This window comes from Micromonospora sp. NBC_00421 (assembly GCF_036017915.1).
Lineage (GTDB): Bacteria > Actinomycetota > Actinomycetes > Mycobacteriales > Micromonosporaceae > Micromonospora.
In genome coordinates, this window is sequence record NZ_CP107929.1 from 3,526,469 (window position 1) to 3,547,838 (window position 21,370).

A 21,370-nucleotide genomic window follows, 5' to 3' on the forward strand; every position below is an offset into this window, starting at 1 on the left:
GGGCGGCGGGAACGGACCGTTACCCGGCGTCACCAGGCTACCGGGCAGCCGGATCGGGTCGTGGTGCTGCGGGTTCGGGCTGGCGGGTGGCGGGAGCGGGCCGCTTCGGGGACCCGAGGAGGCGGGTGGCGGGGGCATGGTCAGCTCCCGGCGACGCCGCGCGGCCGACGGGCCGCCACGATCCCGACGACGGCCCCGGCGATGGTCAACGCCAGCCCGCCGGGCACCAGCAGGCCCCCGGGCACTCCGCTGTCGGCCGCGCCGCCGAAGCCGGTGTGCGGCCCAGGGCTGGGCTTCACCTTCTCGACCACCTGGAGAGACGTCGAGGCGGTCGCCCCGTCGGGGCATTCCAGCTTGATCCGGTAGCTGCCGGGCCTGACCCGTTCCCTGACCATCGGAGCAGCCCTGAGCAGCCCCTGCTGCGGCTGGACCTGGACCCGGCCGAAGGCGTCCGAGACGACTGTCGCCGGGATCGAGTTGTCGTGACAGCTCGCCCGGATGCCGACCAGATAACCCGGCTCGACGGTGCCCGGCGTCACCTCGACGAAGAGGACGCCGGGCGGCGGCTGCGGGTTCCCACCCTGGTCCGGCCCAGGCTGCCCCGGCCCGGGAACCGGAGCGGCCACCGGCGGGGCGGCCACCTGTCGAACAGCCGGTAGCGAAACGACCTCCCGCGCGTCGGCCGCCGACCGGGCAACCGCCGGCGGACCAGCAACCGGTGAGGCGACAAGCGGCGGGGCGTTCCGCAGGGGGACGGCCGAGGCCGGGGCGGTGCTGCACCAGGCGGAGGCGAGGGCACCGGCGGCGACCGCCAGCGCGGCGCGGTGCAGCATGATCGACACCATTCCCCCTCCGGCGTCCCGGGCAGCGCCGGACCGACCTGCGCGCCGACCTGCCGTACGGGATGAATCGTCTCACCCTCCGACCGACGGCACATCCGATACGACGGAACCGTCGCGTACGCTCGGGTCGCTGTGACCTCCCTCGACCCTGACCCCGCCGTCCCGGTGGCCCCGCCGGCCACCCGGATCCGCACCTTCCACCCCCGGCGTGGCCGGATGAGCGGCCGGCAGACCGATGCGCTGACCCGGCTGTGGCCGGCGTACGGGACAGCAATCGCCGACCTCGACGGGCCGGTCGATCCGGCCGGGTTGTTCGGCCGCGACGCCCCGGTGGTGCTGGAGATCGGCTCCGGGATGGGCGACGCCACCGCGGCGATGGCCGCCGCCGACCCGGGCCGCGACTACCTGGCGGTCGAGGTGCACACCCCGGGCATCGCCCGCCTGCTCGACCTGGTGCAGCACCACGGCCTGGGCAACGTCCGGGTCGCCGAGGGCGACGCGTTGGACCTGGTCCGGGCCATGCCGGAGGGCTGTCTGGACGCGGTGCACGTGTTCTTCCCCGACCCGTGGCCCAAGTTGCGGCACCGCAAGCGGCGGATCATCCAGCCGGAGCACGTGGCGCTGCTGCGCTCCCGGCTGGCCCCCGGCGGCACCCTGCACTGCGCGACCGACTGGGCCGAGTACGCCGAGTCGATGCGGTCGACGCTGACCGCCGACCCGGAACTGGAGGACGTGTACGCCGGTTACGCGCCCCGCCCCGCCCACCGCCCGGTCACCAAGTTCGAGCGCCGGGCGTTGACCGCCGGCCGCCCCGTCTTCGACCTGATCCACCGCCGTCGCTGACGGCACGCCTCCGCTGTATCACCGATCGGTGGCGTCCGACCGCTGGCGATACCGCTACTTCAGCGCTCTTGCGATTCCACACGGCACTGCCGGCGCATGGGCGGACGGGGGCTGACCGGGGGCGGGCGGCGGTGACCCGGTTGGCGTGGGGGGTGGTGTTGCGGGCACGATGGGGGCGCTATGACGCTGACTGCCGCGCTGCCTCGAAGCGCCGACCCCGACACCCTCTTCGACGCGTTCGCCGGCTGGGCGTCCGAGCGTGGGCTGGACCTCTACCCGCACCAGGAGGAGGCGGTCATCGAGATCGTCTCCGGCGCGAACGTGATCATGAATACGCCTACCGGTTCGGGCAAGAGCCTGGTCGCGATCGCGGCGCACTTCACCGCCCTGGCCGACGACCGGACGAGCTTCTACACCGCCCCGATCAAGGCCCTGGTCTCGGAGAAGTTCTTCGCGCTCTGCGAGGTGTTCGGCGCGGAGAACGTCGGCATGCTCACCGGCGACGCCAGCGTCAACGCCGACGCCCCGATCATCTGCTGCACCGCCGAGATCCTGGCCAACCTGGCGCTGCGCGAGGGGGCACGGGCCGACGTCGGCCAGGTGGTGATGGACGAGTTCCACTTCTATGCCGAGCCCGACCGGGGCTGGGCCTGGCAGGTGCCGATCATCGAGCTGCCGCAGGCGCAGTTCGTGCTGATGTCGGCCACCCTGGGGGACACCACCCGGTTCGTCGACGACCTGACCCGGCGTACCGGCCGGTCCACCGCCGTCGTCCGCTCGGCCGAGCGGCCGGTCCCGCTGATCTTCTCGTACGCGATGACCCCGCTGCACGAGACGCTCGAAGAGCTGCTGGAGACCAAGCAGGCCCCGGTGTACGTCGTGCACTTCACCCAGGCCGCCGCGCTGGAACGCGCCCAGGCGCTGATGAGCGTCAACGTCTGCACCCGGGCCGAGAAGGACATGATCGCCGCCGCGATCGGGAACTTCCGGTTCACCTCCGGCTTCGGCAAGACACTGTCCCGACTGGTGCGCCACGGCATCGGCGTGCACCACGCCGGCATGCTGCCCAAGTACCGCCGACTCGTGGAGACGCTGGCCCAGGCCGGGCTGCTCAAGGTCATCTGCGGCACCGACACGTTGGGTGTGGGCATCAACGTGCCGATCCGCACGGTGCTCTTCACCGGCCTGAGCAAGTACGACGGGGTACGCACCCGGCTGCTCAAGGCCCGCGAGTTCCACCAGATCGCCGGCCGGGCCGGTCGGGCCGGCTTCGACACCCTGGGGCGGGTGGTGGTGCAGGCCCCCGAGCACGTGATCGACAACGAGAAGGCCCTGGCCAAGGCCGGTGACGACCCGAAGAAGCGCCGCAAGGTGGTGAAGAAGAAGCCGCCGGAGGGCTCGATCGGTTGGGGCGAGCCGACCTTCCAACGCCTGGTCGAGGCCGAGCCGGAGCCACTCACCTCCAGTTTCCAGGTCAGCCACTCGATGCTGCTCAACGTGATCGGTCGGCCGGGTGACGCGTTCGCCTCGATGCGGCACCTGCTCACCGACAACCACGAGGACGCCGCCGCCCGGCGCCGGCACATCCGCCGGGCGATCGCCATCTACCGGGCGTTGCGCGCAGGCGGGGTGGTCGAGCAGCTCGACACGCCCGACGAGACCGGCCGGCGGGTCCGGCTCACCGTCGACCTCCAGCTCGACTTCGCGCTCAACCAGCCGCTCTCGCCGCTGGCCCTGGCCGCCATCGAACTGCTCGACGTCGAGTCCCCGTCGTACGCCCTGGACGTGTTGAGCGTGATCGAGTCGATCCTCGACGACCCGCGCCAGGTGCTCTCCGCGCAACAGTTCAAGGCGCGCGGCGAGGCGGTCGCCGCGATGAAGGCCGACGGCATCGAGTACGAGGCCCGCATGGAGCTGCTCGACGAGGTGACCTGGCCAAAGCCGCTTGCCGAACTGCTGCACGCCGCGTACGAGATGTACCGGCAGGGGCATCCGTGGGTCGCCGACCACCAGCTCTCCCCCAAGTCCGTCGTCCGGGACATGTACGAACGCGCGATGACCTTCGGCGAGTTCGTACAGTTCTACGGGCTGACCCGGTCCGAGGGGCTGGTGCTGCGCTACCTCGCCGACGCGTACAAGACGCTGCGGCAGACCGTCCCGGAGGACGCCAAGACCGAGGAGCTGATCGACCTCATCGAGTGGCTGGGCGAGCTGGTCCGCCAGGTCGACTCCAGCCTGATCGACGAGTGGGAACGGCTGCGCAACCCCTCCGACGTCGCCGACGCGGCCAAGGCGCACGCGTCGCTGGAGGAGCGGGTGCCGGCGGTCACCCGCAATGCCCGCGCCTTCCGGGTGCTGGTCCGCAACGCGTTGTTCCGTCGGGTCGAGTTGGCCGCCCTGCGCCGCTGGTGGGACCTCGGCGAGTTGGACGGCGCATCCGGGTGGGACGCGGACGCCTGGGCCGAGGCGCTGGAGCCGTACTTCGAGGCGTACGACGGGATCGGGGTGGGACCGGACGCCCGGGGGCCCGCGCTGCTCATGATCGAACAGGGGCGGGAGAAGTGGACCGTCCGGCAGATCCTGGACGACCCGGAGGGCGACCACGACTGGGGGATCAGCGCCGAGGTCGACCTCGGCGCTTCCGACGAGGTGGGGGCCGCCGTGGTCCGGGTGACGGACGTCGGGCAGCTCTAGCCTGCTCTTCGCAGGGGCCGTCGAACTTTCTTTCCAGGGGCCGTCCGGTGCGTCCGGACGGCCCCTTTTCTGCCCTGGGCGATGTCACCCCCGTCGATTAGAATGTATGTACTAATCGACCTTCTGAGCTGGGAGGACGCCCATGACCGCGCCCACCTCCGCCCCCCTCACGCCGTACGCCACCCTGCTCGGTTTCACCCGGTACGTCGACCGCACCGGCCCCACCAAGGCCAGCTTCGTCGGCGGGCTGCGCAAGCAGCGGGCCAGCCGGCACGGGTTCAACCCGCACGGCCAGTTCGTCAAGGCGCTCAAGGCCGACATCGCCTTCCACACCGGGGGCACCCACCTGGCCGGCATCGCCGACGTGGTCAAGCCGCGCTGGCGTCCGCTCTACCAGGCGCTGACTCCCGGCGCGACGGCCTGGCTGGAATCGCTCGGCGAGCCGACCGGCATCGACCTGGCGCAGACCCGCGACGCCCTCGCGATGCTCGGCGACCTCCCAGTCAAGATCAACCCCCACTTCGGCATCCGGTACGCCGACGGTCACGCCGAGGCGGTCCGGCTGCACTTCGACGAGGCCCCGCCGAGCGAGGAGGCGGCCCTGGCCACCCTGCACCTGATGGCCCGACACATGGACGCCGTGCTGCCGCACGCCGAGCCAGTCCTGGTCGACGTCCGTCGCGGCGTGGCGCTCCGGACGCCCGACCACGTCAAGCCGGCACAGGTCGAGCAGTGGCTGGCCGGCGAGGCCGCCGCCTTCCGCGCCATCTGGTCCACCGCCGCCTGACCCCGACAGGCCAACCCCGACAGGGCCAAGATTACTAGGCAGGGCCCACTCCCGACCGGCAGTGACCCCGTCGTCCCCGCCACCCACCCCGACGCGCCACGAGCCTCCACCGCCAGCAGCAAGCCCACCGCCAGCAGCGTCCGTGCCTCTTCGAGGCACGGACGCTGCTGCGTCGTCACCCACCCGCCCCGCCCGGCGTCCTACTGGACACGATCACCGAGCAAGATCGTGCTCGATCAATGTTGTCAACACCGTTGCGTTAACGCCGTGGGCGGCTGGTCAACCCGGGACAGGAAGTGCCCGATCGGGGACCGGGGTGGGCCCGCTCGGCGATCATGGAGTGGTGGTGCCGACCTTGGGGGCTTTACAGGCGTTCTGTCACCCACCACAACTCCATGATCGGCGAGGCAGCGCTGGGTGACGAACAGCCGTTCCACCTAACACAACGGTGTTGTCTATGTTGTAGTGGCATCCCTAGTCTTGGTTGTAGTGGCATCCCTAGTCTTGGAGGCCACTACAACATGGGTGCAGCGTGATCTAGCCTCCCGAGGGCAGCTCGACCTCTCATGCCGGCGTCAGTCGACCCGCCCGAGTTATCCACAGTTCGCCTCACCTTATTCGAGCACCTTAGGGTCACCTAGCCGAGGATTGTCGATCCACCTGCGGTTTCGTGCCGGCGGCGGACGTCACGACGGGTCGGCCAGGACGGCATCGGCCTCACGCCGCCCGTCGGCAGCGTCGGTTCGGCTCGCCGGGCCGGTGGTGGGCCGAACCGGACCGCCGGACGACAGTGCCCGCTCAGTCCTCCGAGGCGGGTCGGCTCGCCGGGACAGTCGGCATCGGCCAGTGACCGGTCCGGACGATCGCCGACGCGTCGAGGCGCTGGTCGGCCCAGACGTACGTCTCCGGCAGCAGGTCGGTGACCGGCAGCTTCCGTAGTGCGTCAAGCGGCCCGACGATGACCTGGATGCCCGGGTGGTAGTCGAGCAGCACCTGCCGGCACCGGCCGCACGGCGGAATCACCCCGCGCCCCCGGTCGCCCACCGCGACGATGGCCTCCAGCTCCCCCGCACCCTGGGTGGCGGCGGCACCGAGGGCCACGATCTCGGCGCAGGGGCCACCGGTGAAGTGAAAGAGGTTCACTCCGGTGAAGACCCGGCCGTCGCTGGTCCGGGCCGCCGCCGCGACGGTGTGGTTCTCGCTGCGGCAACGCAACTTGGCGACCGCCGTGGCGGCCTGGACCAGTGCGCGGTCGGTGTCCAGCATCGTCGTCGTCATCCGGCAGCCCCCGTGGTCGCGTCCTCCGGCGGTCAGCGTAGCCCGGCGACAGCTGGTTTCCCGGGCAGCGCTCCGGCGGACGCGACCGCATCCGGACCGGGCCACCGGGGGCTGCGGGGAGCCGCGCTGCGCCGCGAGGGCGTAACCCGGGGGCGGTCCGGCGGCGCACTGCCTATCCTTGGCGACGACATGCAGAATCCAACCGCCTCCGGCCCCGCCACGCCCGCCGACGCCGTTTCCGCCCGTGAGCTGCACCGCCGCCTCACCCCGCTGATGTTCCGCGACCAGCGCCGCCTCCAGCGTCGGCTGGACGGGGTACGCAAGCTGCGCGACCCGCAGCGACGCGACGAGGCGCTTGTCGAGATCGCCGGGGAGGTGTCCCGGGCGGAGTCCCGGCTGGCCGCCCGGCGGGCCGCCGTGCCGACCATCACCTATCCGGCGCAGTTGCCGGTCAGCGAGCGCCGCGACGACATCGCCGCCGCCATCCGGGACCACCAGGTGGTGATCGTGGCCGGCGAGACCGGCTCCGGCAAGACCACCCAGCTGCCCAAGATCTGCCTGGAGCTGGGGCGCGGGGTCACCGGGCTGATCGGGCACACCCAACCCCGCCGGTTGGCCGCCCGGACGGTCGCCGACCGGATCGCCGAGGAACTCGGCACCGAGCTGGGCGACGTGGTCGGCTACAAGGTGCGCTTCACCGACCAGGTGAGCGACCGCAGCCTGGTCAAGCTGATGACCGACGGCATCCTGCTGGCCGAGTTGCAGACCGACCGGATGCTGCGCCAGTACGACACGTTGATCATCGACGAGGCGCACGAGCGCAGCCTCAACATCGACTTCATCCTCGGCTACCTGCGTCAGCTGCTCCCCCGCCGTCCCGACCTCAAGGTGGTCATCACCTCGGCGACCATCGAGACCGCCCGGTTCGCCGAGCACTTCGCCGACGCCGAGGGCAGGCCCGCGCCGATCGTCGAGGTATCCGGACGGACCTATCCGGTGGAGGTGCGCTACCGGCCGCTGGTCGAGGTGACAGAGGGTGACGAGGACGAGGGCGACGACGAGGAGAACGTCCGCGACCAGATCCAGGCGATCGGCGACGCGGTGCAGGAGCTGGCCGCCGAGGGGCCGGGCGACATCCTGGTCTTCCTCAGCGGCGAACGGGAGATCCGGGACACCGCCGAGGCGCTGGGCAAGCTGACCCAGTCGAAACGCTCGCTGCTGGGCACCGAGATCCTGCCGCTCTACGCCCGGCTGTCGGCCGCCGAGCAGCACCGGGTCTTCGCCGCCCACCCCGGACGCCGGGTGGTGCTCGCCACCAACGTCGCGGAGACCTCGCTGACCGTCCCCGGCATCAAGTACGTGGTGGACCCGGGATCGGCCCGGATCTCCCGCTACTCCAGCCGGTTGAAGGTGCAGCGGCTGCCCATCGAACCGGTCTCCCAGGCCTCGGCCAACCAGCGTAAGGGCCGCTGCGGCCGGACCTCCGACGGCATCTGCATCCGGCTCTACGACGAGCAGGACTTCGCCTCCCGGCCGGAGTTCACCGACCCGGAGATCCTGCGCACCAACCTCGCCTCGGTCATCCTCCAGATGACCGCGATCGGCCTCGGTGACCTCGCCGCGTTCCCGTTCATCGACCCGCCGGACCGGCGCAACGTCACCGACGGGGTCAACCTGCTGCACGAGCTGGGCGCGCTGGACCCGACCGAGGCCGACCCGGCCAAGCGACTCACCCCGTTGGGCCGGCGGCTGGCCCAGCTCCCGGTCGATCCCCGGCTGGCCCGGATGGTCATCGAGGGCGAACGCAACGGCTGTGCCACCGAGGTGCTGGTGATCGCCGCGGCGCTGTCGATCCAGGACCCCCGGGAGCGGCCGGCGGAGAAGCAGGCCCAGGCCGACCAGGCGCACGCCCGGTTCGCCGACAAGGAGTCCGACTTCGTGTCGTTCCTCAACCTCTGGCGTTACCTGCGCGAGCAGCAGCGGGAGCTGTCGTCCAGCGCGTTCCGCCGGATGTGCCGGGCGGAATACCTCAACTACCTGCGGGTCCGCGAGTGGCAGGACATCGTCGCCCAGTTGCGCCAGGTGCTGCGTACCCCGGAACAGGGTGACGGGCGGCGGGGCCGGCGGGGCGCGACGCCGCCGACGGCCGACCGGGGCCGGCGCGGCCCGGCCGCCGACCTGCCGGAGGAGATCGACACCCCGAAGGTGCACCAGTCGCTGCTGCCCGGCCTGCTGTCGCACATCGGGCTCAAGGACGCCCAGAAGCACGAGTACCTGGGCGCGCGGGGGGCGAAGTTCGCGGTCTTCCCCGGTTCGGCGCTGTTCAGGAAGCCGCCGCGCTGGGTGATGGCAGCCGAACTGGTGGAGACCTCCCGGCTGTGGGGCCGGGTCGCCGGGCGGGTCGAGCCGGAGTGGGTGGAGCCGCTGGCCCAGCACCTGGTCAAGCGCAGCTACAGCGAGCCGCACTGGGAGAAGAACCAGGCCGCCGTCATGGCCTACGAGAAGGTCACCCTGTACGGCGTCCCGCTTGTCACCTCCCGCAAGGTCAACTTCGGGCGGATCGACCCGGTGCTGAGCCGGGAGCTGTTCATCAGGCACGCCCTGGTCGAGGGCGACTGGCAGACCCACCACCCGTTCTGGCGGGACAATCGTCGGCTGCTCGCCGAGATCGAGGAGTTGGAGAACCGGGCCCGCCGCCGGGACATCCTGGTCGACGACGAGAGCATCTTCGCCTTCTACGACCAGCGCATCCCCGCCGACGTGGTCTCCGGACGACACTTCGACGCCTGGTGGAAGAAGGCCCGGCACGAGCAGCCCGACCTGCTCACCTTCACCCGGGAACTGCTTGTCAACGCCGGGCGCGGCGGGGTCGACGAGGCCGACTTCCCGGACGAGTGGCGGGCCGACGGGGTGACCCTGCCGCTGACGTACACCTTCGACCCGACCGCGCCCACCGACGGCGTCACCGTCGACATCCCGCTGCCGCTGCTCAACCAGGTGCCGGCGGAGAGCTTCGACTGGCAGGTACCGGGGCTGCGCGAGGAGTTGGTGATCGCGTTGATCCGGTCGCTGCCCAAACCGGTCCGGCGCAACTTCGTCCCGGTGCCGGACTTCGCCCGTGCGGCGCTCGCCGCGATCACCCCGGGCGAGGAGCCGCTGCTGGACGCGCTGGCCCGGCAGTTGCGCCGGATGACCGGGGTGAACGTCCCCCGGGAGGCGTGGGAGCCGGCGAAGTTGCCGCCGCACCTGCGGGTGACGTTCCGGGTGATCGGCGACGAGGACAAGCCGGTCGCCGAGGGCAAGGACCTGCCGGCCCTGCAACGCCAGCTCCGCCAGGAGGTACGCCAGGTGGTGGCCGCCGCCGCGCCCGAGGTGGCCCGCACCGGGCTCACCGCGTGGAGCATCGGCACCCTGCCCCGCACCATCGAGCAGGTACGCGCCGGCTACGCGGTGACCGCCTACCCGGCGCTGGTGGACGAGGGCACCACGGTCGGGGTGAAGGTCTTCGACTCGGAGGCCGAGCAGGCCGCCGCGCACTGGGCGGGCACCCGGCGGCTGCTACGGCTGACCGTGCCGTCACCGGCGCAGTTCCTCCAGGGGCGGCTGAGCAACGAGGCGAAGCTGGCGCTGAGCCGCAACCCGCACGGGGGGGTGCAGCAGCTCATCGCCGACGTCGCCGGGGCCGCCATCGACAAGCTGGTCGCCGACGCGGGCGGGCCGGCCTGGGACGCCGACGGCTTCGCCGCCCTGCGCGACAGGGTGCGCGCCGACCTGGTCGACACGGTGGTCGAGGTGATGGGCCGGGTCCGCCAGGTGCTCGCCGCGGCGTACGCGGTGGAGCAGCGCCTCGGCGCGACCCGCAACCTGGCGGTGGTGGCCGCCCTCGCCGACCTGCGTCAGCAGCTCACCGGCCTGGTGCACGACGGCTTCGTCACCGAGGCCGGCTACGCCCGGCTGCCCGACCTGCTGCGCTACCTGACCGCGATGGAACGCCGGCTGGACCGGTTGACCGCCAACCCGCAACGGGACAGGGCCCAGCAGGACCGGATCGCCACGGTGCAGAAGGAGTACCGGGACCTGTTGGCCGGGCTGCCCCCGCCCCGCCGCGCCGCAGCCCCGGTACGGCAGATCCGCTGGATGATCGAGGAGCTGCGGGTGAACGTCTTCGCCCAGGCCCTCGGCACCCCGTACCCGGTCTCCGAGCAGCGCATCTACCGCGCGATGGACGACGCCGAAGCCCGCTGACCGACGACGCCGAGGCCCGCTGGTCACGCAAGTGGTTCCACCCCCGGCGGCAGCTCGCCGGTGGTGGTGGCCGCGTGCACGTAGTCGAGGAGGATGCGGCGCAGCTCCCGCCCGGCGTGGGTGGGTACGACGTCGCGGCGGCGGGCCACCGCGATGGTCCGGCGCACGCCGGGCGGGGCGAGCCGGGTGACCCGGACGCCGGGGCGGCGGCTGACCACGATGCCCGGCACCAGGGCGACGCCGAGCCCGGCCTCGACGAAGCTGAGCACCGCGTCCATCTCGCCGCCGTCGACCGAGAAGGTGGGCTCGAACCCGGCCTCCCGGCAGGCCTGGATGGTGGCGTCGCGCAGGTCGTAGCCCTCGCGGAACATCACGAGCGGTTGCCCGCGCAGGTCGGTGATCCGCAGCTCACCGCTGCCCGAGGCGGCGGGCAGCGGATCCACCGAGGCGACCACCAGGCTCTCCCGCAGGATCGGGTCGACCCGCAGCCCGGGGTCGGCGCCCTGGGCCGGCATGATGATCAGGGCGAGGTCGAGGTCGCCGCGCAGCAGGTCCCGGACCAGGTCCTGGGAGCCGCTCTCCTCGACCCGCAGGTCGACTGCGGGGTGGGCGTCGCGGAACCGGCGCAGCACCGGTGGGGCGAGCGAGGTGGCCAGGCTGGGGGTGGCACCGAGCCGGACCCGGCCCCGGCGCAGGCCGACCAGTTCCTGGACCTCCCGGGTGGCGGTGTCCACGTCGGCGAGGATGCGTTTGGCAAGCGGCAGCAGCACCTCACCGGCGGCGGTCAGGGTGATGTTTCCCCTTACCCGCTCGAACAGCGGGGCACCGAGGTCGGTCTCCAGGGCGTGAACTTGCTTACTCAACGACGGCTGGGTTATGCCGACGATGTCGGCGGCTTGGGTGAAATGTCGCACTTCGGCCACCGCGACGAAGTACCTCAGCTGATGGAGCTGCATCTTCATAGCTTACGGCTATCGAGACTGCGAGTTCGATGCATTGGACGACTGGTCGCAGGACTCCTAGCGTCGGTCAGGTGGTAATCACGAAAACTCGGTCGCCCATCCGCTCGAACGTCGGCCTGAAGGCCGTCATGGCGGTGACGGGCATCCTGCTGGTGCTGTTCCTCGTCGCCCACATGCTCGGCAACCTCAAGGTGTTCACCGGCGAGACCTCGTTCGACCACTACGCCCACTGGTTGCGCGACATCGGCAAGCCGCTGCTGCCGGGCGTGTGGTTCCTGTGGATCCTGCGCACCGCGCTGGTGGTCGCCGTCGTCGCGCACATCTGGGCGGCGACAGTGCTGGCCGTACGGGCCCGTGCCGCCCGCCCGGTGCGCTACGCCCACCGCAAGAAGGTCCAGGGCAGCTACGCCGCGCGCACCATGCGCTGGGGCGGGGTGATCATCCTGCTCTTCGTGATCTACCACATCCTGGACCTGACCACCGGCACCCTGAACCCGGTAGGCGACGCCAGCAACCCGTACGGCAACGTGGTCGCCGACTTCGCCCCGGAACGCTGGTACGTGACGCTCTTCTACACCCTGGCGATCGTCACCGTCGGCTTCCACCTGCGGCACGGCGTGTTCAGCGCGCTGCGCAGCCTCGGTCAGCAGACCCCCCGGGGTGAGCGCCGGGCCCGTACCGCCGCGCTGGTCTTCGCCGTCGTGCTCTGCGCCGGCTACCTGGTGGTCCCGTTCGCCGTACTCACCGGATTGGTGTCCTGACATGGAACTCTTCACCGAGGGCGACCCGGTCGCCGACACGAAGGCTCCCGACGGCCCTGTCGAGAAGCGCTGGGAGACCCGCCGCTTCGAGGCCAAGCTGGTCAACCCGGCGAACCGACGGAAGATGACGGTGATCGTGGTAGGCACCGGCCTGGCCGGTGGCTCCGCCGCCGCCACCCTCGCCGAGCAGGGCTACCGGGTCAGGAGCTACTGCTACCAGGACAGCCCGCGCCGGGCGCACTCGATCGCCGCGCAGGGGGGCATCAACGCCGCCAAGAACTACCGCAACGACGGTGACTCGGTGCACCGGCTCTTCTACGACACCGTCAAGGGCGGCGACTTCCGCTCCCGCGAGTCGAACGTGCACCGGCTCGCCGAGGTGTCCGTCAACATCATCGACCAGTGCGTCGCCCAGGGCGTACCGTTCGCCCGCGAGTACGGCGGACTGCTGGACACCCGGTCCTTCGGTGGCGCGCAGGTGCAGCGCACCTTCTACGCCCGGGGGCAGACCGGCCAGCAGCTGCTGCTCGGCGCGTACCAGGCGCTGGAGCGGCAGATCGGCCTGGGCAACGTCGAGATGCACACCAGGCACGAGATGCTGGAGCTGGTCGTCGTGGACGGCAAGGCGCGCGGCATCGTGGTGCGGGACATGGTCACCGGTGAGATCAGCACCGAGATGGCCGACGCGGTGGTGCTCGCCTCCGGCGGCTACGGCAACGTCTTCTACCTCTCCACAAACGCCAAGGGCTGCAACGTCACCGCCAGCTGGCGGGCGCACCGCAAGGGCGCGTACTTCGCCAACCCCTGCTACACCCAGATCCACCCGACCTGCATCCCGGTCTCCGGCGACCACCAGTCGAAGCTGACCCTGATGAGCGAGTCGCTGCGCAACGACGGCCGGGTCTGGGTGCCGCAGAACAAGGACGACGACCGCGCCCCCCGGGACATTCCGGAGGACGAGCGGGACTACTACCTGGAGCGGATCTACCCCTCCTTCGGCAACCTGGTCCCCCGGGACATCGCCTCCCGCGCCGCCAAGAACGTCTGCGACGAGGGCCGGGGCGTCGGGCCGACCAAGCTCGGCGTCTACCTCGACTTCGCCGACGCGATCGACCGGCTCGGCCGTAAGGCCATCGAGGCCAAGTACGGCAACCTGTTCGAGATGTACGAGCGGATCACCGGCGAGGATCCGTACCAGGTCCCGATGCGGATCTACCCGGCCGTGCACTACACGATGGGCGGTCTCTGGGTCGACTACGACCTCCAGTCGACCATCCCCGGCCTGTTCGTGATCGGCGAGGCGAACTTCTCCGACCACGGCGCGAACCGGCTCGGCGCGTCGGCGCTGATGCAGGGCCTGGCCGACGGGTACTTCGTGCTGCCCACCACGATCGCCCACTACCTGGCGTCCGGGCCGCTGGAGAAGATCGACGCCAGCCATCCGTCGGCGGTGCGGGCCCGGCGCGAGGTGGAGGACCGGATCGCCCGGCTGCTCGCCGTCGACGGTGACCGGACGGTGGACTCGTTCCACCGGGAGCTGGGCCAGATCATGTGGGAGCACTGCGGGATGGAGCGCTCCGAGGCCGGGCTGCGCAAGGCGATCGACGAGATCCGGGCGCTGCGGGAGCAGTTCTGGCAGCGGGTCCGGGTGCCGGGCGACGGCGAAGGGCTGAACCAGTCGCTGGAGAAGGCCGGCCGGGTGGCCGACTTCTTCGAGCTGGCCGAGCTGATGTGCGTCGACGCCCTGCACCGGGAGGAGTCCTGCGGCGGTCACTTCCGGGCCGAGCACCAGACCCCGGACGGCGAGGCGCAGCGCGACGACGACCGGTTCGCCTACGTGGCGGCCTGGGAGTACACCGGCACCGGTGAGCCGGCCGTGCTGCACAAGGAAGACCTGACCTTCGAGTACGTCCACCCCACGCAGCGGAGCTACAAGTGAACCTGACCCTGCGCATCTGGCGTCAGTCCGGCCCCCAGGACAAGGGGCGGATGGTGACCTACCCGGTCGACGACGTCTCCCCCGACATGTCGTTCCTGGAGATGCTGGACGTGCTCAACGAGCGGCTGATCCTCGCCGGGGAGGAGCCTGTCGCGTTCGACCACGACTGCCGCGAGGGCATCTGCGGCATGTGCGGACTCATGATCAACGGGGACGCGCACGGGCCGCAGCGCGGCACCACCGCCTGCCAGCTGCACATGCGGCAGTTCTCCGACGGCGAGACGATCGACATCGAGCCGTGGCGGGCCCGCGCCTTCCCGGTGATCAAGGACCTGGTGGTCGACCGGAACGCCTTCGACAAGATCATCGCGGCCGGTGGCTACATCACCGCGCCGACCGGCAGCGCCCCCGAGGCCCACGCCGCCCCGGTGGCCAAGGCCGACGCCGACGCCGCCTTCGAGTCGGCCGCCTGCATCGGCTGCGGCGCCTGCGTGGCAGCCTGCCCGAACGGCTCCGGAATGCTCTTCACCGCCGCCAAGGTCACCCAACTCTCGCTGCTGCCGCAGGGCCAGCCGGAGCGCTACACCCGGGTGATCGGCATGGTCGACGCGCACGACGAGGCCGGCTTCGGCGGTTGCACCAACGCGGGCGAGTGCACCGCGGTCTGCCCCAAGGGCATCCCGCTGAACACCATCGGCCGGCTCAACCGGGACTACCTCACCGCCACCGCCAGGCGCGGCGACACCCCGGGTTCCTGACCACACCGGCGGCCCCCGCCCGCCGTCGACCCACCGCCCGCCGCACCCCGACCCGGGGGGTGCGGCGGGCGTTCCGTCCCGGGAGTACGGCGGTCCCCCCGTCCCATCGCCCGCCGCCGCGCCCCACCCCACGCATCGCACCCCACGCCGCGCCCACTCACCGCGCCCCCCACATGCCGCGACCCACGCCGTCCCGTGCGCCCGCGCGCTCGATCCTGGATGTAGTGGCCTCACAGCGCACGGAGACCACTACAACGTGGATCGAGCACGATCAAGGCCCGGTGGGACGGGGACCTCGTCCGGCCTGCGGCGGGTTCAAGCGTCTCCGCTCGGGTAGCAGTCCCATGGACGGCACCGAGAGGGGAAGCGGCATGAAGGCACTCACCTGGCAGGGCAAGCGGGACGTACGGGTCGAGGAGGTCCCCGATCCGAGGATCGAGTCGCCGACGGACGCGATCGTCCGGATCACCTCGACCGCGATCTGCGGCTCCGACCTGCACCTGTACGAGGTGCTCGGGCCGTACCTGAAGCCCGGCGACATCCTCGGGCACGAGCCGATGGGCGTCGTCGAGGAGGTCGGCTCCGGGGTGACCCGGCTCAAGAAGGGCGACCGGGTGGTCGTCCCGTTCAACATCGCCTGCGGGCACTGCTGGATGTGCGAGCGGCAGCTGTTCGCCCAGTGCGAGACGACCCAGGTCACCGCCGAGGGCAAGGGCGCGTCGCTGTTCGGTTACACCTCGCTCTACGGCTCGGTCCCCGGCGGGCAGGCCGAGTACCTGCGGGTCCCGCAGGCCCAGTTCGGCCCGATCGTCATCCCGCAGGCCGGTGCCGACGAGCGTTACCTCTACCTCAGCGACATCCTGCCCACCGCCTGGCAGGCGGTGAAGTACGCGGACACCCCGCCCGGCGGCACCCTGGCCGTGTTCGGTCTCGGCCCGGTCGGGCAGTTCTGCGCCCGGATCGGCCGGCACCTCGGCGCGGGCCGGGTGATCGGCCTGGACCTGGTGCCGGAGCGGCTGGAGATGGCCCGCCGGCACGGCATCGAGACGCTTGACGTCAGCCAGCTCGACGACGTACCCGGCGCACTTGTCGACCTGGTCGACGGGCGCGGCCCGGACGCGGTGATCGACGCGGTCGGGATGGAGGCGCACGGCTCCGCAAGCGGCAAGCTGGCCCAGCACGCCGCCGGGCTGCTGCCGGACAAGCTGGCCGACAAGATGATCGACAAGGCCGGTGTGGACCGGTTGACAGTGCTCAAGGCCGCCCTCAAGGCGGTGCGGCGCGGCGGCACCGTCTCGATCTCCGGGGTCTACGGCGGCGAGGTGGACCCGATGCCGCTGATGGAGATGTTCGACCGGGGCATCCAACTGCGGATGGGGCAGTGCCACGTGCGGCGGTGGACCGACGAGATCCTGCCGCTGCTGGCCGGTGACGACGACCCGCTGGGCGTGGAGGACCTGCGTACCCACCGGATGCCGCTTGTCGACGCGCCGAAGGCGTACGAGATGTTCCAGAAGAAGGAGGACGGCTGCGTCAAGGTCGTGCTGGCACCGTGAGTCGGGTGGTGGTGGTCACCGGGGCCACCAGCGGCATCGGCCGCGCGGCGGCCCGGGAGTTCGCCGGGCGCGGGGACCGTCTGGTCCTCGCCGCCCGCTCCCCCACCACCCTGGCCGACGTACGCCGGGAGTGCCTCGACGCCGGCGCGGACCGGGTACGCACGGCGCCCACCGACGTCACCGACCCGGCAGCGCTCGACTCCCTGGCCACCGCGGCGGTACGGGAGTTCGGCCGGATCGACGTGTGGGTGCACACCGCGGCGGTGATGGCGTAAGGCCGGTTCGAGGAGGTCCCGGCGGAGGTCTTCGACCAGGTGGTCCGCACCGACCTGCTCGGTGCGGCAGGCGTCGTCCGGGTGGCGTTGCGGCACTTCCGGGCGGCCGGTGGGGGCACCCTGATCCTCACCGGCTCGGTGCTCGGGCACGTCACCGCCCCGTACATGAGCGGCTACGTGACAAGCAAGTGGGGTTTGCAGGGACTGGTCCGCACCGTGCGGCAGGAGGCCCGGGACCTGCCCGGGGTGCACGTCTGCCTGGTCACCCCGGGAAGTGTGGACACGCCGGTCTACCAGCAGGCGGCGAACTACCCCGGTCGGGCGGGCCGGCCGCCGCTGCCGATCACCACCCCGACTGTGAAGGCGCTCGCGACGGGGGCGGCGATCGCGGCCGGTGACGCGGCACGGCGTCAGCGTCGGTGAGCGGGCACCCGGGAGGCGGTCCGCTCACCTAGAGTGGTGGCCCGGGGACAGTTCGGGGCCCCACTCGACGGGAGAGACGTGACCACCAGGGTGAACCGCAGGACCGCGTTGGGACTCGGAACGGCCGCCACCGCCGGGGCGGTGCTCGTCGGGGGCACACCGGCGTCGGGTGCCGTCCGGCCGGGCCGGTCCGCTGCCGCCGCCGCCAGCCCGGAACTCGTCGCCCCGAGGATCGCCGCGGCCTTCCAGCGGGAGAAGGCGCTGACCGGGGGCAACTGGCAGGTGCACCTCAGCCTGGAGAACGGTGTCACCCCGCTGGTCGCGGTCTCCGAGTCGGCCGACCGCCGGGTCGAGGCGTACAGCGTCAACAAGATCGCGGTGGCCGTCGCGGTGCTCGACAAGATCGACCGGGGGCTGCTCACCCTCGACCAGCGGGTCGAGGTGGCCGCCTCGACCGTGGTGCCCGGTGGGGACGGCATCTTCGTCCTGGACACCGCCTACCCCAGCTCGGTGACGCTGGGGCACGTGCTGGCCAACCTGCTCACCGTCTCCGACGACACCGCCTCGCGGCTCTGCGGCCTGGTCTGCCCGGCCGCCGAGATCAACCGGATCCTGGTCGGCAAGGGCTTCCCCGACACCCAGGTGCAGCCGCTGTCCAACCCGAACCGCTTCTACCTCGGCACCAGCACCGCCCGGGAGATGCACGCGCTGCTGCGCGCCCTGGTCGCCGGCACGCTGCTCTCGCCGTCGTCGACCGCTCTCGTGCTCAAGCTGCTGCGCTCCCCGGTCGCCTTCACCGACGGCATCCGGCGCACCATGTCCTCGGCGGAACGGGCCCGGGTGGCCACCAAGGCGGGCTGGTTCGTCGACGCCCGGCACGAGGCCGGCGTGGTGTTCGACACCTCCGGGGCGGCCGTGCTGACGTACGTGCTCTTCGCCGACGGTCAGGCCGATCGGGACAACTTCGGCGCCACCCACCCGGTGGTGCAGGCCCGGGCCCGGCTCGGCCGGTTCATCCTGGACGCCACCGCGCAGCTGACCGGTGCCACCGACGCGCCCCGGCACCGGGTCGCCCGGCAGCGGCCCAGCAACGGCGGCTGACCGTCCGGTCGCACCCGGCCGGTCGCCCGCCGGTCGCCGTCGTCGGGCGGAGCACGGGGCAACGTGGGCGGACGGGTCCGCTGGTGACTACCGTGTACCGCGGGACACCGGCGAGGGGGACGAGAGCATGCGGGAACCAGCGGAGCGAACGGTCGAGCGGACGTCCGGCGGGCGGCTGTGGCAGGTGGCGGGGCTGGCCGCGATCGCCGGGCTGGCGTGGGCGGCACGGGACGTGCCGGCGGCGCTGGGCGGCCGGCTGACCGGGGCACGCGCCGAGCGGGCGGCCCGCTCCGCGCAGTTCCGCGACGGCACCTTCCACAACCGGGTCGCCACCCGGACGATGCCCGGCGGCGATCCCGACCGCAGCCTGCTCCGGGAGCTGCTCTTCGGCCAGCAGCGCCGCCGGCCGACCGCCCCGGTCCCGTTGCTGCGGCCCACCGCGGCCCCGACGACAGGCGTCGACCGTGAGCTGAACATCGTCTGGTACGGCCACGCCTCGGCGCTTGTCGAGATCGAGGGGCAGCGGGTGCTGATCGACCCGGTATGGAGCGACCGCTGCTCGCCGTCCGCCGCGATCGGGCCGAAGCGGCTGCACGAGCCCCCGGTACGCCTCGACGAACTGCCCACCGTCGACGCGATCCTGATCTCCCACGACCACTACGACCACCTCGACATGACCACCGTCCGGGAGCTGGTCCGGCGGCAGTCGGCACCGTTCCTGGTGCCGCTCGGCGTCGGCGCGCACCTCGACCGGTGGGGGGTGCCCGCCGACCGGATCATCGAGCTGGACTGGTCGGAGGGGCACCGGGTCGGTGGTCTGGAGATCACCGCCACCGCCGCCCAGCACTTCTCCGGCCGGGGGCTGCGCCGCGACGGCACGCTGTGGAGCTCCTGGGTGGTCGCCGGCGCGCACCGACGGGTCTTCTACACCGGCGACTCGGGCTACTTCGACGGGTACGCCGAGATCGGCGCCGCGCACGGGCCGTTCGACGCGACGCTGATGCAGATCGGCGCGTACGACCGGGCCTGGCCGGGCATCCACATGTTCCCGGAGGAGGCGGTCACCGCCCACCTGGAGCTGCGCGGCGGCCTCTTCGTCCCGGTGCACTGGGCGACGTTCAACCTGGCCCTGCACGACTGGTCCGAGCCGGTGGACCGGCTCTGGGCCGAGGCCAAGGCCCGCGACGTCCGGCTGGCGGTGCCCCGGCCCGGCGAGCGGGTGGTGGTGGACGACCCGCCGCCGGTCGACGGCTGGTGGCAGACCATCGCCTGACCGGAGGGTTCCTGTCGCCGCCTGTCAGAGGACGAAGGCGTCGGTCCAGAGGGCGCCGGAGCGACCGGACAGGACGTCCAGCATCGCCACCGCCTGGCCGTCGGTGAGCTGGGCGACGAAGTCGACGATGGCCCGGCCCCGGGCCCGGCCGATCCGGTCCGGGGTACGCGGGTGCAGCTCCGCCTCGGCCAGCTCCACCAGGTCGGGCAGCCGGCGCGGCAGCCGGGACTCCTCCTCCGGGTCGAGCAGCCACTCCCAGAGCGACTCGACCAGGGTGCCCAGCAGCCGGGCCTGGCCCCGCTGGTGCAGGGCCAGGTCGGGGCGGGCCAGCACGAACCGGTGGTGGACGAACTTGAGCACCTGCACCTCGTGCCACTGGGCCTTGGCCAGCAGCACGTGACCGGAACGCACGTCCGGGACGGCGGTCACCGTGATCGCGTCGACCAGCCGGGTGGTCCACCGGGCCGAGAACCGGGCCACGTACTGCTCGGCCTCGATCGAACCGTCGAAGGGCAGCGCCAGCAGCCCGTCCACCAGTTCCTCGCGGACGTGCTCGACGGCGGCGGCGAACGCGTCGTCGTCGGCGATCCAGGCGTCCTTACGGTGCAGTTGCCGGCGCAGCGCCTCGATCGCCGAGCCGGGGCGGCGGGCGGCACCGGCCAGCGCGGCGTCGGTGACCGCCCGCAGGTGCCCGCCCTCGCGCTGCCAGGCCATCAGTTCGGCGGCGACGGTGCCCTGCTGGAGCACCCCCACCCGGTAGAAGTCCTCCACGTCGTGGATGGCGTACGCGATGTCGTCGGCGGTGTCCATCACCGACGCCTCGACGGTCTGCTGCCACTCGGCGATCCGCCCGGCGAACGGCGCGCGGGCCTGCCGCAGGTCGGCAAGCTCCGTGCCGTACGCGCCGAACTTCAGCGAGCCGCTGTCCGGGTCGTCCGGCGGGGCGGCGGCACCCCGGGGGGCGGGACGCAGGTGCCGGGGGTGCGGGGCGGGGTGGTCCAGCCGGGTCCACGGGTATTTCAGCATCGCCGCCCGGACGGCGGCGGTCAGGTCGAGACCGGTGGTGGCCGCGCCCCGGATCTCGGTGCTGGTGACGATCCGGTACGACTGGGCGTTTCCCTCGAACCCGTCGGCCAGCCCGAGCCGCTGCCGGGCCAACCGGTCGAGCACCCGCTCCCCCAGGTGCCCGAACGGCGGGTGACCGAGGTCGTGGGCGAGGGCGGCGGCCTCCACCACGTCCGGGTCGCAGCCGCCCAGTTTCTCCAGCAGGTCCCGGTGCGTCGGGTCGGCGGTCAGCCGCTCGGCGATCGCCCTGGCCACCTGGGCCACCTTGAGGCTGTGGGTGAGCCGGTTGTGCACCAGCAGCCCGGAGCCGACCGGGCTGATCACCTGGGTCACCCCGCCGAGCCGGGCGAAGAAGGGTGAGGCGACGATCCGGTCCCGGTCGGCCCGGAACGGGCTGGTGGCCAGATCGCCGAGGGCTCGGGCACTGCCGCCGAAGAGCCGACGGGCACGCGGATCCGCAGGTTGTTCCATGATCGCCACGCTAGCGCAGCCGGCCGACCGGCAACGGCGGCTCGGCGCCGGTGGGGCCGGACTGGCGTTCGGCACGGGCGGGGGTCACCAACGGTGT

Annotated in this window: 14 protein-coding genes and 1 pseudogene; 11 read left to right on the forward strand and 4 right to left on the reverse strand. The window is 72.0% G+C overall.

What is annotated here, in order from left to right; translation table 11 throughout:
* Positions 1 to 140: 140 nt before the first annotated feature.
* On the reverse strand, positions 141 to 845 hold the full coding sequence (locus tag OHQ87_RS14650; protein ID WP_328348625.1) for a hypothetical protein: 705 nt from the start codon (positions 843 to 845) through the stop codon (positions 141 to 143).
* Between the two features lie 213 nt (positions 846 to 1,058).
* Between OHQ87_RS14650 and trmB the strand changes: the two genes are divergently transcribed.
* The 3 genes from trmB (at position 1,059) to OHQ87_RS14665 (ending at position 5,166) form a co-directional block, all read left to right on the forward strand.
* On the forward strand, positions 1,059 to 1,685 hold the full coding sequence (trmB, locus tag OHQ87_RS14655; RefSeq protein WP_328348851.1) for a tRNA (guanosine(46)-N7)-methyltransferase TrmB: 627 nt from the start codon (positions 1,059 to 1,061) through the stop codon (positions 1,683 to 1,685).
* Positions 1,686 to 1,865: 180 nt separating this feature from the next.
* Positions 1,866 to 4,379 (forward strand): DEAD/DEAH box helicase, encoded by a 2,514-nt coding sequence (locus tag OHQ87_RS14660; RefSeq protein ID WP_328348626.1) that lies wholly within the window; start codon positions 1,866 to 1,868, stop codon positions 4,377 to 4,379.
* A gap of 142 nt (positions 4,380 to 4,521) precedes the next feature.
* The gene (locus tag OHQ87_RS14665; RefSeq protein WP_328348627.1) at positions 4,522 to 5,166 is read left to right on the forward strand and encodes a hypothetical protein; all 645 of its coding nucleotides are present in this window, start codon (positions 4,522 to 4,524) and stop codon (positions 5,164 to 5,166) included.
* A 798-nt stretch (positions 5,167 to 5,964) separates the two neighbouring features.
* Here the strand turns inward: OHQ87_RS14665 and OHQ87_RS14670 are convergent.
* A complete protein-coding gene (locus tag OHQ87_RS14670; protein ID WP_328348628.1) occupies positions 5,965 to 6,444 on the reverse strand; it encodes a cytidine deaminase family protein in 480 nt (159 codons plus the stop codon).
* Positions 6,445 to 6,633: 189 nt separating this feature from the next.
* Between OHQ87_RS14670 and hrpA the strand changes: the two genes are divergently transcribed.
* The gene (hrpA, locus tag OHQ87_RS14675) at positions 6,634 to 10,689 is read left to right on the forward strand and encodes an ATP-dependent RNA helicase HrpA (RefSeq protein ID WP_328348629.1); all 4,056 of its coding nucleotides are present in this window, start codon (positions 6,634 to 6,636) and stop codon (positions 10,687 to 10,689) included.
* Positions 10,690 to 10,712: 23 nt separating this feature from the next.
* Here hrpA and OHQ87_RS14680 read toward each other — a convergent pair whose 3' ends face one another.
* Positions 10,713 to 11,651, reverse strand: a complete 939-nt coding sequence (locus OHQ87_RS14680) for a LysR family transcriptional regulator (RefSeq protein ID WP_328348630.1) — start codon at positions 11,649 to 11,651, stop codon at positions 10,713 to 10,715.
* A gap of 29 nt (positions 11,652 to 11,680) precedes the next feature.
* Between OHQ87_RS14680 and OHQ87_RS14685 the strand changes: the two genes are divergently transcribed.
* The 7 genes and pseudogenes from OHQ87_RS14685 to OHQ87_RS14715 all read left to right on the forward strand — a co-directional run bounded on the left by OHQ87_RS14685 (position 11,681) and on the right by OHQ87_RS14715 (position 19,737).
* Positions 11,681 to 12,412 (forward strand): succinate dehydrogenase cytochrome b subunit, encoded by a 732-nt coding sequence (locus OHQ87_RS14685; RefSeq protein WP_328348631.1) that lies wholly within the window; start codon positions 11,681 to 11,683, stop codon positions 12,410 to 12,412.
* Between the two features lies 1 nt (position 12,413).
* A complete protein-coding gene (locus tag OHQ87_RS14690; RefSeq protein WP_328348632.1) occupies positions 12,414 to 14,351 on the forward strand; it encodes a fumarate reductase/succinate dehydrogenase flavoprotein subunit in 1,938 nt (645 codons plus the stop codon).
* Positions 14,348 to 15,109 carry a succinate dehydrogenase/fumarate reductase iron-sulfur subunit gene (locus OHQ87_RS14695; RefSeq protein WP_328348633.1) on the forward strand — a complete coding sequence of 254 codons (762 nt, stop codon included), beginning with the start codon at positions 14,348 to 14,350 and terminating at the stop codon, positions 15,107 to 15,109. The genes OHQ87_RS14690 and OHQ87_RS14695 overlap by 4 nt, the downstream gene beginning before the upstream one ends.
* A gap of 371 nt (positions 15,110 to 15,480) precedes the next feature.
* The gene (locus OHQ87_RS14700) at positions 15,481 to 16,665 is read left to right on the forward strand and encodes a zinc-dependent alcohol dehydrogenase (protein WP_328348634.1); all 1,185 of its coding nucleotides are present in this window, start codon (positions 15,481 to 15,483) and stop codon (positions 16,663 to 16,665) included.
* Between the two features lie 11 nt (positions 16,666 to 16,676).
* Positions 16,677 to 17,363, forward strand: a pseudogene (locus OHQ87_RS14705) (SDR family NAD(P)-dependent oxidoreductase).
* Between the two features lie 78 nt (positions 17,364 to 17,441).
* Complete coding sequence (locus tag OHQ87_RS14710) at positions 17,442 to 18,464, forward strand: serine hydrolase (protein WP_328348635.1); 1,023 nt, start codon at positions 17,442 to 17,444, stop codon at positions 18,462 to 18,464.
* Positions 18,465 to 18,591: 127 nt separating this feature from the next.
* A complete protein-coding gene (locus tag OHQ87_RS14715; RefSeq protein ID WP_328348636.1) occupies positions 18,592 to 19,737 on the forward strand; it encodes an MBL fold metallo-hydrolase in 1,146 nt (381 codons plus the stop codon).
* 24 nt (positions 19,738 to 19,761) lie between these two features.
* On the opposite strand, the gene OHQ87_RS14720 is transcribed toward OHQ87_RS14715, so the two are convergent.
* Entirely contained in the window at positions 19,762 to 21,273 is a 1,512-nt protein-coding gene (locus tag OHQ87_RS14720) for a deoxyguanosinetriphosphate triphosphohydrolase family protein (RefSeq protein ID WP_328348637.1), read from the reverse strand.
* Between the last annotated feature and the right edge of the window lie 97 nt (positions 21,274 to 21,370).